A 14991-nucleotide genomic window follows, 5' to 3' on the forward strand; every position below is an offset into this window, starting at 1 on the left:
AGACACCTTCCATGATTAAGACTGAGACCCGCTATGCCATCGATCCAGCCACAGCCAAGACATTGGACACCGATCAGCTGCGCGACCATTTCCATGTTGCGGGGTTGTTTACCCCCGGCGAGATCAATGTGGTCTACAGCCATTATGACCGGCTAATCTTGGGTTCTGCCGTGCCAAACGGATCGCCGCTGACCCTTGACCATGTCGAGGCGACGGGCACCCAGAGTTTCCTGGAGCGTCGCGAAATGGCGGTTCTGAACATCGGTGATACGGGGACCGTCTCCGTGGATAGCACCAGCCACACCATCGAAAACGGCGAAGTGCTGTATATCGGCATGGGCGCGGGTCCGGTCGAATTCAGCGGGGCAGGGCGCTATTATCTGTTGTCAGCCCCGGCGCATCACACATATCCGACGACCCTGATCAAAATCGCCGACGCGCGCCGTGTTGAAATGGGATCGAAAGAGGCCGCAAACGAGCGGGTCATCATTCAACTGCTGCACCCTGATGTGTGCAAAAGCTGTCAGTTGCTGGTTGGCTATACGCAATTTGCCGAAGGCTCCGTTTGGAACACCATGCCCGCCCATACCCATGACCGCCGGATGGAGGCGTATTTGTACTTTGGCATGCCGGAAGACGCCCGCGTTTTCCACTTGATGGGCGAACCAAGCCAGACCCGTCACATTGTCATGGCGAATGAAGAGGCCGTGATCTCCCCGCCTTGGTCTATTCACGCGGGCGCTGGTACATCGTCTTATACATTCTGCTGGGCGATGGCGGGCGACAACGTTGATTTCACCGATATGGACATGATCGCAATGGGTGATCTGCGATGACCAATCCGTTTTCTCTCGAAGGGCGGCATGCCTTGGTGACGGGTGCCAATACCGGCATCGGTCAGGCCATTGCGGTGGGTCTGGCTGCGGCAGGGGCGCAAGTGATCTGCGCCAGTCGCCGTGCAAGTGACGAATCCGTCGCGCAGATCACGGATGCAGGCGGCCGCGCCACATCCGTACTGGTTGATTTCAGCGACCCGATGGCGGGCCAAGACCTGTTCGCAGGGAAAAACATCGATATTTTGGTCAACAACGCTGGTATCATTCGGCGCAATGACTCGGTGGATTTCACCGAAAACGATTGGGACGCTGTGATGGATGTGAACCTCAAGGCGCTGTTTTTCACCACTCAGGCCTTTGCCAAGGATGCCCTGTCGCGCGGCACCCGTGGGGCCGTGGTTAACATCGCCTCGCTTTTGTCGTTTCAGGGGGGCATTCGCGTGCCGTCCTATACCGCGTCGAAACATGGTGTGGCGGGATTAACCAAGATTTTGGCCAATGAATGGGCGGCAAAGGGTATCAATGTGAACGCCGTGGCACCGGGCTATATCGCGACCAACAACACCCAAGCGCTGCGCGATGATCCCGACCGCAACGCCGCAATTCTTGACCGTATTCCTGCAGGGCGTTGGGGCGATGCCGCCGACATTGCCGGTGCTGCGGTCTATCTATGTACACCTGCCGCGCAATATGTGCACGGCGCAGTACTGAACGTTGATGGAGGCTGGCTTGCCCGGTAACGCCATCCCTCAAGATAAGACACGTCCTGCCTCTGGGATTGTCCATCTTGGGCTAGGCGCGTTTTTTCGGGCCTTTGGATGCGTTTATGTTGCTGATGCAATGGCGGCGTCGGGCGGTGACTGGGGCATCATTGGTGTGTCGCTGCGCAGCCCCGACACCCGCGACGCGCTGCGGCCACGCGGTTGGCGCTATCAGTCGGTCACGCTGGCCCCTGACAGCGAAATGATCTGCGATATTGATGTGTTGAACGATGTGCTTGTCGCGCCCGACGACCCCGTCGCGGTTCTGGCCGCAATGGCCGATCCTGCGATCAAGATCGTGTCGCTGACCGTGACCGAGAAAGGCTACTGCCATAATCCGTCAACCGGGGCGCTGAACCTTGATCATCCTGATATTCAGCATGATCTGGCGCACCCGACCCCCGTATCAGCGCCCGGGTTTTTGGTCCGCGCCTTGGAAATGCGGCGCGCTGCCGACCATATGCCATTCACGGTGTTGACCTGCGATAACCTGCCGGAGAACGGGAAACTTGTGCGTGGCATGGTGTTGCAACTTGCCCAAGAAATTGACCCACGTCTGGCCGTATGGATCGAAAAGAATGGCCGGTTTCCGTCGACCATGGTTGACCGGATCACACCGGCCACCACACCAGCCGATATTGACCGGATCGCAGCGCGTACTGGCATTTCGGATGCCGGACCGGTGTTTCATGAGCCGTTTAGTCAGTGGGCGATCGAGGATGATTTTGTTGACGATGCGCGCCCAGATTTTGCGGCGGCAGGCGCTGAAATGGTTGCCGATGTTTCCGCGCATGAAGACATGAAGCTGCGCATGCTGAATGGCACGCATTCAGCGCTGGCCTATACGGGATACCTTGCAGGTCACGAAACCATCGCCGATACAATCGCTGACCCGGTTTTTGCGCAATACGCCCGTCTGCTGTGGTCCGAGATTATGCCATCTGTAGAGGCCCCCAAAGGGGTATCTTTGGCCGACTACGCTGATGCTCTTTTTGCGCGCTACAGCAACCCGTCTATTCGCCACCGCACATGGCAGATCGCGATGGACGGCAGCCAGAAACTGCCGCAACGCATTCTTGGCACGCTGCGCGACAACATGGCGGCGGGGCGGCCATCGCCGAGGTTGTGTTTGGCGGTAGCGGCGTGGATGCGCTATGGTGTTGGCACGGACGAGGCGGGGCAATACATTGATGTCCGCGATCCCCTTGCCGATCAGATGCGCGCCGCTGCGGCCAGCGCCGATACGGTTGCGGACAAGGTCGCGGCCTATCTTGCACTGCGTGATATTTTCCCTGCGGATATGGCAGACAAGCTGCAAGAACCGGTGACCCAAGCCGCGCAATTGCTGTGGACCAAAGGGGCCCGAGCTGCGGCGCAAGAGGTATCCTCATGATTGAAACCTGGCGTTGGTACGGTGATCTAGACGCAATCTCGTTGGCCGAGATCGCGCAAACTGGTGCGCGCGGCATCGTCACGGCCCTGCATGAGGTTCCCTATGGAGAGGTCTGGCCATCGCACACCATCGCCGAGCGCAAGGCGCGCATTATCGATGCGGGGTTCAGCTGGGAGGTCGTCGAAAGCCTGCCCGTTCACGAGCGCATCAAAAAAGGCGACGGCGATCTGTCGCAGCTGTTTGCAAATTACCGCCAATCGCTGGCAAATCTGGCGGGGCAAGGGGTCAAGACCGTTTGCTATAACTTCATGCCGCTGCTGGATTGGACCCGCACAGACCTTACTGCTCCTGTGGCGGGCGGGGCAACCTGCCTGCGCTTTGAAGCGGTGCGCATGGCCGCGTTCGAAATCCATATGCTGGGCCGGCAGGTGGCCGAGAATGACTATAGCGCGGATGTCGTGGTGCAGGCGGGCGTATGGTTTCAGCAAGCAACTCAAGCGAACCGTGACACGTTGTTGGCGGCGATTATGGCCGGTCTACCCGGCGCATTTGACCGCTATGATGTCAACGGGTTACGGGATGCGCTAACGCAGTACGACGGCATTGATCGCGCCGGGTTACGCGCGAATTACAAACGCTTTCTGGACGAGGTTATTCCCACAGCCGAAGAACTGGGCATGCGGCTTTGCGTGCATCCGGACGATCCGCCCCGCGATATTCTGGGGTTGCCTCGGATCGTGTCAAACGGCGATGATCTGGACTGGGTGCTTGGTGCATATGACAGCCCCGCCAATGGCATCACACTGTGTTCAGGATCGCTGGGCGCGAACCCCCAGAACGATGTACCCGCGATTGCGGCACGTGTTGCGGATCGCATCCATTTCGCCCATTTGCGCAATGTCCACAAAGACCCCGACGGATCGTTCGAGGAAGCGGCCCATCTGGACGGCGACACCGATATGGTCGCCTTGATTGCCGTGCTGTTGGCGGAACAAAAGCGCCGGCTGGCTGCGGGGCGTGAGGATGTGTTGATCCCGTTTCGGCCGGACCATGGTCACCACATGTTGTCGGATCATGAACGCGATCTGATCCCCGGCTATCCGTTGATCGGGCGGTTGCGCGGGCTGGCCGAATTGCGCGGCGTGATACAGGGGTTGTCGCATGGTTGACGCATTGGTGCTGCACCCGGATGATATAATCGGTGTGGGCGGGCATGGGGCGTTGGCGCTGCGTTAAGGGGTAGCAGATATTCTATCTGATCCGCGCCACGGCCTCGGGACTGGTCACAAAATCCGCAGCGTTGAGCTTGGGTGACGACGGCTTTGTGACATGGAAAAATCGGCGCAGTGAAGTCGCGATTTGACGCTATAGGGCGTCGGTCAATATCTCGACCAGCTCGTGTTGCGACAGGGCAAAGGGATTGCCCTTCATCGATGATGCGCCTGCTGATGCGGTCGCAATCTCCTCCAGATCGGCGGTTGTCACACCCATATCGCCCAAGCCCCGAAGGCACATGTCCCGCGACCAAGCTTTGAGCTGCGATAGCCCCATGCCGCCCGCGCCAAATTGCTGGTCGATCTGATCCAAAACCCAGCCCAACCGGGCATGAATATCTGTCCCGTCTTTGGCCCTGCGCTGGTGCGATGCCAGAACCGCGGGCAACAGCGCGCCGCAAATCTCTCCGTGGGGGGCGTTGGTTCTGCCGCCGATCACCCCTGCGAAACCGTGTACAGCACCCAATCCGGCATTGGCCAAGGCAAGCCCCCCCCAAGTACTGACCCGCGCCATAGCGTCCCACGCGGCGGGGTCGTCGTTTTCAACCACATCCCTGATCGCGCCAAGGCCGGTTGGAATGGCCGCCAGACACAGCGCGTCGGTCATCGGGTTCGCCTTGATCGAAAGATAGGGTTCGATCACTTGGGTAATCGCGTCCAACCCGGCAGACAGCGTGACGCGGCGGGGGGCACCCTGCATCAGGCCCGCATCAACGATGGCGATGTCGGGGATCATGCGGGGATCGCGCAAGCTGACCTTGATGCCGTGTTCCGGCACCGTGATTACCGCATTTTTCGTGACCTCTGCGCCGGTTCCGGCAGTGGTCGGCAGGGCAATCAGAGGCAGGGGGGCATGGTCAAGCGGACGACCGGTGCCCACGACCTCAAGGTACTCTTGTGGCGGGGAGGTGCAAGGTATCAGGGCGGCGAGTGCCTTGGCAAAATCAATGACCGCACCGCCGCCAAGTGCTATCACGACATCGGGGTTGAACCCTTTGAGCTGCGCCAGAGCAAGCTGGACATCGGGCAAGCTGGGTTCGTTTTCGCAGCCAAGGCTGCGCAGGTTCATGCCAGCGTCTGTGCAGGCGTTCACCAACCAATCAGCACGTCGTGCATTTGCGCCGTGAACCAACAGGACGGTGTTACCATACGCACGGGCAAGGCTGGGGGCCTGCGCGCTTTGACCACGACCGAAATGAATGGCTTGAGGGCTGAAAAACGAAAACATATCAGGCTCCTTGCGCTGCGTGGCAGTGTCTTAGACGCTAAGTGTCGCCTGAACCGCGCGTTTCCAAGCGTCGTATTTCTGACCGCGCAGGGTTTCATCCATATGCGGTGAAAACTGCGTTTCGCGCGCCCATCCAGCGGCAAAGCCCTGCTGATCGGGGTATAGACCCGCCCGCATCCCCGCCAGCCACGCGACCCCCAAAGCGGTGGTTTCATGGTTAACGGGGCGATCCACTGGGGCCGCGATAATGTCGGACAGAAACTGCATCGCCCAATCATTGGCCGCCATACCACCATCCACGCGCAAGGTCGGCTGCACGCCGGTGGCTTTCCAATCCGCAGACATCGCCTCAATCAGGTCGCGGGTCTGGTAGCCGACGCTTTCAAGGGCGGCCTTGGCCATTTCAGCGGGCCCCGTGCCACGGGTCAGTCCAAAGGTGGCACCACGGCAATCGGGGTTCCAATAGGGGGCACCAAGACCGACAAAGGCGGGCACGAGGATCACGTCTTGATGCGGGTCGGCCTGTTCGGCCAGCGCTTGCGTTTGCGCGGCGTCCGAGATGATTTTCAACCCGTCCCGCAGCCATTGTACGACAGCACCGGCCACGAAAATTGAGCCTTCAAGCGCGTAGGTGGGTTTGCCGTCCAGCTGGTACGCGATGGTGGTCAGCAAGCGGTTGTTCGATTGCACAGGCGTGTCACCGGTATTGAGCAGCGCAAAACAGCCGGTGCCATAGGTTGATTTCAACATGCCCGGCTCAAAGCACGCCTGCCCGATGGTGGCCGCTTGCTGGTCGCCCGCAACGCCGTAAATCGGGACCGGGGTGCCCAGAAGGTCCGGCTGCGTCTGGCCGAAATCCGCGGCGCAATCCTTTACCTCGGGCAGCATCTCCATGGGGATGTCCAGCAGGCCGCAGATGGTCTGGCTCCACCGGCCTTTGTGAATGTCATACAGCATGGTACGGGCGGCATTGGTGGCGTCGGTGGCATGAACGGTGCCACCGGTGAGCTTCCAGATAAGGAAACAATCAACCGTGCCAAACAGCAGCTCTCCCTTGGCAGCGCGGTCACGGGCACCGTCAACATGGTCCAAAATCCAGCTTAGTTTGCTGGCCGAGAAATACGGGTCCAGCAACAGACCGGTGCGGACGGTGATCATCGGCTCGTGACCGGCATCGCGCAGGGTCCGACAGGTGTCGGCTGTACGGCGGTCTTGCCAGACGATGGCGTTGTAAACGGGGTCGCCTGTTGTCTTATCCCAGACAATGACGGTTTCGCGCTGGTTGGTGATACCGATGCCCGAGATATCAGTGGCGACGATATCCGCAGCCTTGATCGCATCGCGGCAGGTGGCAACCGTGGTGTCCCACAAGTTCACCGGATCATGTTCAACCCAGCCGGATTGCGGGAAATGCTGGGGGAATTCCTGTTGCGCTTGGGCCGTGACGTTCATTGCGCGGTCAAACACAATCGTGCGGGTCGATGTGGTGCCCTGATCAATGGCAAGAATATAGGTCATGTGGATCCCCGAAGCGTTAGGTAAAAAGCGGCCACCTTGAGGGGCAGCCGCTGATCTGAACTTGAGGCACATGGGCCCATGGTTCAAGAGTTAGGAGTAACCGGGGCCAGCTGCCTAGCCCCGGAAAGGGTCGTTTACTGCCAGGATTTAATCAGCTCGTCATACGCGATGGTGACGGGCGTTTCGTCTTCGTTTGCCAGTTTCGCTTTGGGCGAACCGGGCTGCGACAGCCAGTACTCTGGGTCCATCTCTTCGTTCATTTTCGGGCCGATATCACCTTGAACACCAGCACGTTCCAGACGGATCAGAACTTTTTCCTGATCTGCGCAAAGCGCATCAAGCGCTTCTTGTGGGGTTTTCGCACCGGACATTGCGTCGCCGATGTTCTGCCACCACAGTTGGGCCAGCTTTGGATAGTCAGGAACGTTGGTGCCGGTTGGCGACCACTGAACCCGTGCAGGCGAACGATAGAATTCGACCAGACCACCCAGTTTCGGTGCACGCTCGGTAAAGCTGTCGTGCTGGATCGTGGATTCACGAATGAATGTCAGACCAACATGGCTTTTCTTTACGTCCACAGTCTTGGAAGTCACGAACTGTGCATAGAGCCATGCGGCTTGTGCACGGTCCACTGGTGTGGATTCCATCAGCGTCCAGGAACCGGCATCTTGGTAGCCGATCTTGGTACCTTCGGTCCAATATGCACCGTGTGGGGAAGGGGCCATGCGCCATTTTGGCGTGCCGTCTTCGTTCATCACGGGCAGATCAGGTTCCACCGATGCTGCGGTAAACGCGGTGTACCAGAACATCTGCTGGGCGACGTTACCTTGGGCAGGGATTGGACCCGCTTCAGAGAATGTCATACCGGCAGCGGCAGGCGGGGAGTATTTTTCCAACCATTCGATTGCTTTGGTCACAGCGTAAACGGCCGCTGGTCCGTTTGTGGCACCACCGCGCGCGACGCAGGACCCGACGGGCTGCGAGTTTTCATTTACGCGGATACCCCATTCGTCGACGGGTAGACCGTTTGGTTCGCCCACGTCACCGGCACCAGCCATGGACAGCCACGCGTCAGTGTAACGCCAACCCAAGGACGGGTCTTTCTTGCCGTAGTCCATGTTACCAAAGACTTCGCCCTCGACGCCAAGACGCGACAGATCGCGGCCGGTGAAGAATTCAGCGATGTCCTCATACGCGGACCAGTTGACCGGAACGCCCAGATCATAGCCGTATTTCGCTTTGAAGTCGGCCTTGTTCTGTTCGTCGTTGAACCAATCGTAGCGGAACCAGTAAAGGTTCGCGAACTGTTGGTCGGGCAGTTGGTAAACCTTACCATCCGGACCCGTGGTGAACGACAGACCGATGAAGTCTTCCAGATCGAGGTTCGGGTTTGTGACAGCCGCACCTTCGCCCGACATCCAGTCGGTCAGGTTACGTGCCTGCTGGTACCGCCAGTGCGTCCCGATCAGGTCAGAGTCGTTAATATAGGCGTCATAGATGTTTTCGCCCGACTGCATTTGCGTTTGCAGTTTTTCAACAACGTCGCCTTCGCCGATCAGGTCATGGGTGACCTTGATACCTGTAATGGCCTCGAACGCGGGGGCCAGAACGTTTGATTCATATTCGTGGGTGCCGATTGTCTCGGAGACCACGTTGATAGACATGCCTTGGTAAGGCTGCGCTGCATCTACAAAGAATTGCAGTTCAGCTTCTTGATCGGCGCGTGACAATGTCGAAAGATCGCCAATCTCGCTATCAAGGAATGCCTTGGCGGCATCCATGTCCGCGAACGCTGGCGCGCCAAGCATGCAAGCAGCAAGCCCGATGGCCGTCGTTCCTTTTAGTCGCAAGTTCATGGTTGTTCCTCCCTAAATTAGAACAGTGAAAGCAGCCCCGGTTCTTGCGCGCCGGAGTACCTGATCAACTACACCCAGCGGAAAACCGCGATGGTATAGAAGAAACACACAATCAGTGCCCCCCATTGGGGCGCGCTGAACAGACCAAGCCAGGCCAGATTGATAAAGGCCGAGCCCAGCAGCGTGATGAAAAGACGATCACCACGGGTCGTTTCGATCCCCAAAACCCCATTGCGCGGCGTTTCAGGAAATTTGATGGCCAGCACGGTGAAGGTCACCAGCGTGGCTGCAATGATTGCGAAGAATATGGCGGTCGGCCAAGTCCATGCCATCCATTCCATGCGTTTTCTCCCTTATACGCGCCCAAGGGCAAAACCCTTGGCGATGTAGTTGCGAACAAAATAGATGACCAAGGCACCGGGCACGATCGTCAGAACCCCGGCAGCGGCCAATACGCCCCAATCGATGCCCGACGCGCCCACGGTGCGGGTCATGGTGGCGGCAATCGGTTTGGCATCAACACTGGTCAAGGTGCGGCTGAGCAGCAGTTCAACCCAAGAGAACATGAACAAGAAAAACGCCGTTACCCCGATGCCAGATGCGACCAGCGGCGTGAAAATCTTGATGAAGAACCGAGGGAAGGAATAGCCGTCGATATAAGCGGTCTCGTCGATTTCCTTGGGCACGCCGCGCATGAACCCTTCGAGGATCCAAACCGCCAGCGGCACGTTGAACAGGCAATGCGCAAGCGCGACGGCGATGTGCGTGTCAAACAACCCGACCGAGCTGTAGAGCTGAAAGAAGGGCAGGGCGAAAACCGCGGGCGGTGCCATCCGGTTGGTCAGCAGCCAGAAGAACAGGTGCTTGTCGCCCATAAAGGAATAGCGGCTGAACGCATAGGCGGCGGGCAATGCCACGGCCAGCGAAATCACCATGTTCATCACCACATAGGCCATGGAGTTCAGATAGCCGGTGTACCAAGACGCATCAGTAAGGATGGTTAGGTAATTGTCGAACGTCAGGTTCTGAGGCCACAGGGTAAAGCTGTTCAGGATCTCTGTGTTGGTCTTAAGGCTCATCATCACCAACCAATAGATCGGCAACAACAAAAACAGCAGATACAGGCCCATCACAATGGCACTGCCATTTACAGACGGCAGGCCAAACCCGCGTTTCGGGGGGGATTGGGTAAGATCAGACATCAGTGGCCATCCCTTTTATCAAGGTTCGTCATGACGGTGTAAAACACGTAGGACACCAGCAGGATCACAAGGTAATACATGATCGAGAACGCCGCCGCCGGACCCAGATCGAACTGACCCAAGGCCATCTTGACCAGATCAATCGACAGGAATGTGGTCGCGTTGCCGGGGCCACCGCCTGTGACGACAAACGGTTCGGTGTAGATCATGAAGCTGTCCATAAACCGCAGCAGGATCGCGATCATCAGCACGCCCATGATCTTGGGCAGTTCGATAAAGCGGAACACTTTCCAGCGGCTGGCCTGATCAATCTTCGCGGCTTGGTAATAGGCGTCGGGAATGGATTGTAGGCCGGCATAGGCCAGTAGGGCCACCAGCGATGTCCAGTGCCAGACATCCATCACAATCACGGTGATCCATGCGGCGGTGGAATCCTGAGTGTAGTTATAGTCGATGCCAAGCGCGGCAAGTGTATGACCCAGCAGGCCAATATCGACGCGACCAAAGATTTGCCAGATCGTGCCGACCACGTTCCATGGGATCAGCAGGGGCAGGGACATCAGCACGAGGCATAGCGATGCCCAGAACCCTTTCTTGGGCATGTTAAGCGCGACAAAGATGCCCAGCGGGATTTCGATGGCCAGAATGATCAGCGAGAATACTATCTGACGCCCCAAGGCATCCCACATCCGCTCGGACGCAAGCATTTCCTCGAACCACTCAAGCCCGGCCCAGAAGAACTGATTGTTACCAAAGGTGTCTTGCACCGAATAGTTCACCACGGTCATCAGGGGTATCACGGCTGAAAAGGCGACCAACACCAGTACGGGCAGGATGAGAAACCATGCTTTTTGATTGACTGTCTTGTTCATGATCAAGCCACCTTTGGCGCGACGCGCCAGCTGTCAGAATACACATTCACCCCTGCCGTATCAAAGACTATGCGGTTCATATCGGGCGATATTTCACCACCTTCGGGGGCGATCACGTTGATCTCGGTGCCTTGGAAATCGGTGCGCACGATCTTGTGGCGGCCCACGTCTTCGACCCGTTTGATGGTGACGGGCAGGCCGCTGTCACCGGCTTGCAGCGACGTGAATTCGGGCCGCACGCCCAGCTCCACTTTGCCCGTGGGGGTGCCAAAACCCTTGCCCAATGCGATCTCGACGCCGCCGATCACGGCTTTGTCGCCCTTCACGTCAGCATCCATCAGGTTCATACCGGGGGAGCCGATGAAATACCCGACGAACGTATGTTCAGGCGTTTCGAACAGTTCCTGCGGCGTGCCCATTTGGACGACGCGGCCATCATACATCACAACGACCTTATCGGCAAAAGTCAGCGCCTCGGTCTGGTCATGGGTCACATAGATCATGGTGTGACCAAATTCGTGGTGCAGCGATTTCAGCTGTGTGCGCAATTCCCATTTCATATGGGGGTCGATCACCGTCAGCGGTTCATCAAACAGCAACGCATTCACGTCTTCGCGCACCATGCCACGGCCAAGGGATATCTTTTGCTTGGCATCTGCGGTCAACCCGCGCGCCTTGCGGTTCAGCGTGTCTTCCATCCCGATCATCGCGGCAATCTGTTGCACGCGGGTCTGGATATAGGCCGGATCAGCGCCACGGTTGCGCAGGGGAAAGGCCAGATTGTCGCGCACGGTCATGGTGTCGTAGACCACGGGAAACTGGAACACCTGCGCGATGTTGCGCTGTGTGGTCGGTGCCATTGTCATGTCTTTATCGTCGAACAGGATGCGCCCTTGGCTTGGGTGCAGCAGGCCCGAAATGATGTTGAGCAACGTGGACTTGCCACAACCTGATGCCCCCAGCAGTGCGTATGCTTCGCCGTCGGACCAATCAAGGTTCAGTTCCTTCAGCGCAAAGTCGTCTTCGGTGACGGGTTTGGGCAGATAGGAATGCGCCAGATTATCGAGGGTGATTTTTGCCATGTCGTGTTCCCTCAGGCTGCGGTTGCATAGGATGCAGGGGCGACCGACGTGCCGTCTTCTGCAAAAATATAGACGTGGGCGGGGTCAAGATAGACATCCAGTGCCGACCCGATCTTGAGGTTCTTGACCCCGTGGATCAGGCCCACCCAATTGTCGCCGTGATGATCAAGATGCACAAAGGTCTCTGACCCCGTGATTTCGGTCACTTGCAGTTTGGCGCTAAAGGTCAGGGCGGTTGGTGTCGGTTTCACCAGTTCCAGATGGTTGGGGCGGAACCCTGCCAAATACCCGCCATCACCAAGGGTCGCGAATGTGCCTGTCGCGGGGGCAGTCTGACCATCGCCAAAGGATAGGGTATCGCCGGATTTAGTGACCTTCAGGAAGTTCATCGGCGGGTCCGAAAAAACGCGCGCGGTCGTCGCATCGACGGGCTGACGGTACACAACCGGCGTGCGGTCAAACTGGGTAATCCGGCCTTCCCACATCGCGGCGGTATTGCCCCCCAGCAATAATGCCTCTTCGGGTTCGGTGGTCGCATAGACAAAGATCGAACCGGCTTCCTCGAATATCTTGGGGATTTCGGCGCGCAGTTCTTCGCGCAGCTTATAGTCAAGGTTGGCCAACGGTTCGTCCAGCAGAACCAAACCGGCATCTTTGACCAAGGCGCGGGCGAGGGCGCACCGCTGCTGCTGTCCGCCCGATAGTTCCAGCGGCTTGCGGTCCAGGAACGGAGTTAGTTTCATCAGTTCCGCGGCCTTTTTGACGGCCTGATCAATCTGATCTTTCGACTTGCCCAGCAGACGCATCGGGCTGGCGATGTTGTCATAAACCGACATCGACGGATAGTTAATGAACTGCTGATAAACCATCGCCACGCCACGGTCCTGCACGCGCAACCCTGTCACATCCGTGCCGTTCCAGATCACCTTGCCGGTGTTTGGTACATCGAGGCCCGCCATCAAACGCATCAGCGATGTTTTGCCAGCAGATGTTGGCCCCAGCAGCACGTTCATTGTCCCCGGGCGCAACTCAAGGTTGGTGGGGTAAATATGGGTCTGGCCATTCACGGCCTTGGACACACCCTCAAGAACGAGTGACATTAACCTCTCCCCTTTCGCAGCGCGGGCTGCGGCTTGCTGGTGGTTTGCTGCGTGTTCTCCGCCATCCAAACATCCAGTATTTCGATTTCCTGCGCGCTCATGCGTAACCCCAGTTTGGACCGTCGCCAAACCACGTCATCCGCTTTGCGCGCATATTCATTCTTGATCAACCATAACACTTCTTGCGCGGTCAGGTTCGAACCAAAATTCTGTCCCAAATCCGTTTCTGACGTAGCCCCCTGCAACATCACGAACGCGTCGGTGCCATATGCTTTGATCAGACGGCTGGCCCAAGCGGGGGTCAAAAACGGGAATTGGGTCTTCAAACGGGCGGTCAGATCGGCAACACCATCGACAGGAAAGTCACCACCGGGCAGGGGCACACCTGCTGTCCATGGCCCCTTGATATCAGGAAAGAACGAGCTGATCTTTTCCAGCGCCGTTTCGGCCAACCTGCGGTAGGTTGTGATCTTGCCGCCGAAGACGTTCAACATTGGCGCGCCTGCGGTCTCATTAACCTTCAGCACGTAATCGCGCGTGGCAGCCGTCGCGGAGGTCGCGCCGTCGTCATACAAGGGGCGCACGCCGGAATAGGTCCAGATGATGTCGTCGGTTGTCACAGGTTTCTTAAAGTAGTTAGACGCGAAATCCGCGAGATAGGATTGCTCTTCGGGGGTACACACCGGTTTGGTATCCACATCGGTATGCTCGGCATCCGTGGTCCCGATCAAGGTGAAATCAGTCTCGTAGGGGATTGTGAAAATGATCCGCCCGTCTTCGCCCTGAAAGAAATAGCATTTGCCATGATCATAGAGCTTTGGCACCACGATGTGACTGCCCCGAACCAGACGCACGCCTTCGGTCGAATTGATGCGCACGGTGTTGCGGATGATGTCCTCGACCCAGGGGCCGCCTGCATTCACCAGCATCCGCGCCTGCACCACCCGCTGCGCGCCGCCATCCATTTCTTCAAGGGCGATGTGCCAGATACCGTCTTGCTGCTGGGCAGATACGACTTTGGTGCGGACATTGATCTTGGCTCCGCGCGCCTCGGCGTCGCGTGCGTTCAGGACAACCAAGCGGCTGTCTTCAATCCAGCAATCCGAGTATTCATAGGCTTTTTCAAAGCGGTCTTGCAGCGGCACCCCTTCGGGTGTGCCGCGCAGATTCAGAGATGTGGTGCCTTTGAGAATCTTTCGACCGCCCAGATTGTCATACATGAACAGGCCCAGCCGGATCAGCCACGCGGGCCTGCGCCCCTTCATCCATGGCATCACGACATTCAGCAGCTTCGATGTCGGTGTGTCGCCTTCGAACCGCATATCGGGATGATAAGGCAGCACGAACCGCATCGGCCACGAGATATGCGGCATCGCGCGCAGCAGGGTTTCGCGTTCAATCAACGCCTCGCGGACAAGGCGGACTTCCCAATATTCCAGATAGCGCAAACCGCCGTGAAACAGTTTGGTCGAGGCAGAGGAGGTCGCGGAGGCCAGATCGTGCATCTCGGCGAGTTCGACGTTCAGGCCGCGGCCTGCAGCATCACGCGCAATACCGCATCCGTTGATGCCGCCACCGATGACAAACAGATCGACCATGTGATGGTGTTTGTACTGGCTCAATGAAGCCTCCCCGCATTCATTTTGCACCGCAGCCTTGCGGTCTGCGATTGCTGGTAAAGGAACACTTAATTCCTCCAGAACGCAATAACGAATGTTCGTTTACGTTCCTTTTTGGTCAAGTCCCTGTGAAATACGCAAATATTGGTAAGTTTTCTTTCCGTATTGGGCGGGTTGTTTGCGTTAACCATGATTCGACCACTTGACGCTCCGCTCAGACTGCTGATTGTGGCGTGGGGGATGCGGCAGG

13 protein-coding genes are annotated in these 14991 nt (G+C 57.8%); 4 read left to right on the top strand and 9 right to left on the bottom strand.

Going from position 1 to position 14991, the window contains the following annotated elements:
* Window positions 1–11: 11 nt before the first annotated feature.
* The 4 genes from kduI to uxuA are packed head-to-tail and all read left to right on the top strand — an operon-like array spanning window position 12 to window position 4159.
* Window positions 12–836 carry a 5-dehydro-4-deoxy-D-glucuronate isomerase gene (kduI, locus tag BM347_RS01095; protein WP_093914581.1) on the top strand — a complete coding sequence of 275 codons (825 nt, stop codon included), beginning with the start codon at window positions 12–14 and terminating at the stop codon, window positions 834–836.
* The gene (kduD, locus tag BM347_RS01100) at window positions 833–1576 is read left to right on the top strand and encodes a 2-dehydro-3-deoxy-D-gluconate 5-dehydrogenase KduD (protein WP_093914582.1); all 744 of its coding nucleotides are present in this window, start codon (window positions 833–835) and stop codon (window positions 1574–1576) included. Before kduI ends, kduD begins: the two co-directional genes overlap by 4 nt.
* A gap of 4 nt (window positions 1577–1580) precedes the next feature.
* Window positions 1581–2990 (top strand): mannitol dehydrogenase family protein, encoded by a 1410-nt coding sequence (locus BM347_RS01105; RefSeq protein WP_425442444.1) that lies wholly within the window; start codon window positions 1581–1583, stop codon window positions 2988–2990.
* Window positions 2987–4159 carry a mannonate dehydratase gene (gene uxuA / locus BM347_RS01110; RefSeq protein ID WP_093914584.1) on the top strand — a complete coding sequence of 391 codons (1173 nt, stop codon included), beginning with the start codon at window positions 2987–2989 and terminating at the stop codon, window positions 4157–4159. Before BM347_RS01105 ends, uxuA begins: the two co-directional genes overlap by 4 nt.
* A 196-nt stretch (window positions 4160–4355) precedes the next feature.
* Here uxuA and BM347_RS01115 read toward each other — a convergent pair whose 3' ends face one another.
* From BM347_RS01115 to glpD, 9 genes are all read right to left on the bottom strand, one after another.
* Entirely contained in the window at window positions 4356–5492 is a 1137-nt protein-coding gene (locus BM347_RS01115) for an iron-containing alcohol dehydrogenase (protein ID WP_093914585.1), read from the bottom strand.
* A gap of 30 nt (window positions 5493–5522) precedes the next feature.
* Entirely contained in the window at window positions 5523–7010 is a 1488-nt protein-coding gene (gene glpK / locus BM347_RS01120) for a glycerol kinase GlpK (protein ID WP_093914586.1), read from the bottom strand.
* A 134-nt stretch (window positions 7011–7144) separates the two neighbouring features.
* The gene (locus BM347_RS01125; RefSeq protein WP_093914587.1) at window positions 7145–8866 is read right to left on the bottom strand and encodes an ABC transporter substrate-binding protein; all 1722 of its coding nucleotides are present in this window, start codon (window positions 8864–8866) and stop codon (window positions 7145–7147) included.
* Between the two features lie 68 nt (window positions 8867–8934).
* On the bottom strand, window positions 8935–9207 hold the full coding sequence (locus BM347_RS01130; protein WP_093914588.1) for a DUF2160 domain-containing protein: 273 nt from the start codon (window positions 9205–9207) through the stop codon (window positions 8935–8937).
* Between the two features lie 12 nt (window positions 9208–9219).
* A complete protein-coding gene (locus tag BM347_RS01135; RefSeq protein WP_093914589.1) occupies window positions 9220–10068 on the bottom strand; it encodes a carbohydrate ABC transporter permease in 849 nt (282 codons plus the stop codon).
* Window positions 10068–10940 (bottom strand): carbohydrate ABC transporter permease, encoded by an 873-nt coding sequence (locus BM347_RS01140; RefSeq protein WP_093914590.1) that lies wholly within the window; start codon window positions 10938–10940, stop codon window positions 10068–10070. Before BM347_RS01140 ends, BM347_RS01135 begins: the two co-directional genes overlap by 1 nt.
* A gap of 2 nt (window positions 10941–10942) precedes the next feature.
* Window positions 10943–12022: an ABC transporter ATP-binding protein gene (locus BM347_RS01145; protein ID WP_093914591.1), complete on the bottom strand. Its 1080-nt coding sequence runs from the start codon at window positions 12020–12022 to the stop codon at window positions 10943–10945.
* Window positions 12023–12033: 11 nt separating this feature from the next.
* Window positions 12034–13122 carry an ABC transporter ATP-binding protein gene (locus tag BM347_RS01150; RefSeq protein WP_093914592.1) on the bottom strand — a complete coding sequence of 363 codons (1089 nt, stop codon included), beginning with the start codon at window positions 13120–13122 and terminating at the stop codon, window positions 12034–12036.
* A complete protein-coding gene (gene glpD, locus BM347_RS01155) occupies window positions 13122–14720 on the bottom strand; it encodes a glycerol-3-phosphate dehydrogenase (RefSeq protein ID WP_175498498.1) in 1599 nt (532 codons plus the stop codon). Before glpD ends, BM347_RS01150 begins: the two co-directional genes overlap by 1 nt.
* Between the last annotated feature and the right edge of the window lie 271 nt (window positions 14721–14991).

This window comes from Sulfitobacter marinus, from assembly GCF_900116285.1.
In the GTDB taxonomy this organism is placed as follows: Bacteria; Pseudomonadota; Alphaproteobacteria; order Rhodobacterales; family Rhodobacteraceae; genus Sulfitobacter; species Sulfitobacter marinus.

Excerpts from the sequence above, each read along its gene's own strand:
- kduI (WP_093914581.1), top strand. The coding sequence starts at position 12 with ATGATTAAGACTGAGACCCGCTATGCCATCGATCCAGCCACAGCCAAG.
- kduD (WP_093914582.1), top strand. The coding sequence starts at position 833 with ATGACCAATCCGTTTTCTCTCGAAGGGCGGCATGCCTTGGTGACGGGT.
- uxuA (WP_093914584.1), top strand. The coding sequence starts at position 2,987 with ATGATTGAAACCTGGCGTTGGTACGGTGATCTAGACGCAATCTCGTTG.
- BM347_RS01115 (WP_093914585.1), bottom strand. The coding sequence starts at position 5,492 with ATGTTTTCGTTTTTCAGCCCTCAAGCCATTCATTTCGGTCGTGGTCAA.
- glpK (WP_093914586.1), bottom strand. The coding sequence starts at position 7,010 with ATGACCTATATTCTTGCCATTGATCAGGGCACCACATCGACCCGCACG.
- BM347_RS01125 (WP_093914587.1), bottom strand. The coding sequence starts at position 8,866 with ATGAACTTGCGACTAAAAGGAACGACGGCCATCGGGCTTGCTGCTTGC.
- BM347_RS01130 (WP_093914588.1), bottom strand. The coding sequence starts at position 9,207 with ATGGAATGGATGGCATGGACTTGGCCGACCGCCATATTCTTCGCAATC.
- BM347_RS01135 (WP_093914589.1), bottom strand. The coding sequence starts at position 10,068 with ATGTCTGATCTTACCCAATCCCCCCCGAAACGCGGGTTTGGCCTGCCG.
- BM347_RS01140 (WP_093914590.1), bottom strand. The coding sequence starts at position 10,940 with ATGAACAAGACAGTCAATCAAAAAGCATGGTTTCTCATCCTGCCCGTA.
- BM347_RS01145 (WP_093914591.1), bottom strand. The coding sequence starts at position 12,022 with ATGGCAAAAATCACCCTCGATAATCTGGCGCATTCCTATCTGCCCAAA.
- BM347_RS01150 (WP_093914592.1), bottom strand. The coding sequence starts at position 13,122 with ATGTCACTCGTTCTTGAGGGTGTGTCCAAGGCCGTGAATGGCCAGACC.
- glpD (WP_175498498.1), bottom strand. The coding sequence starts at position 14,720 with ATGGTCGATCTGTTTGTCATCGGTGGCGGCATCAACGGATGCGGTATT.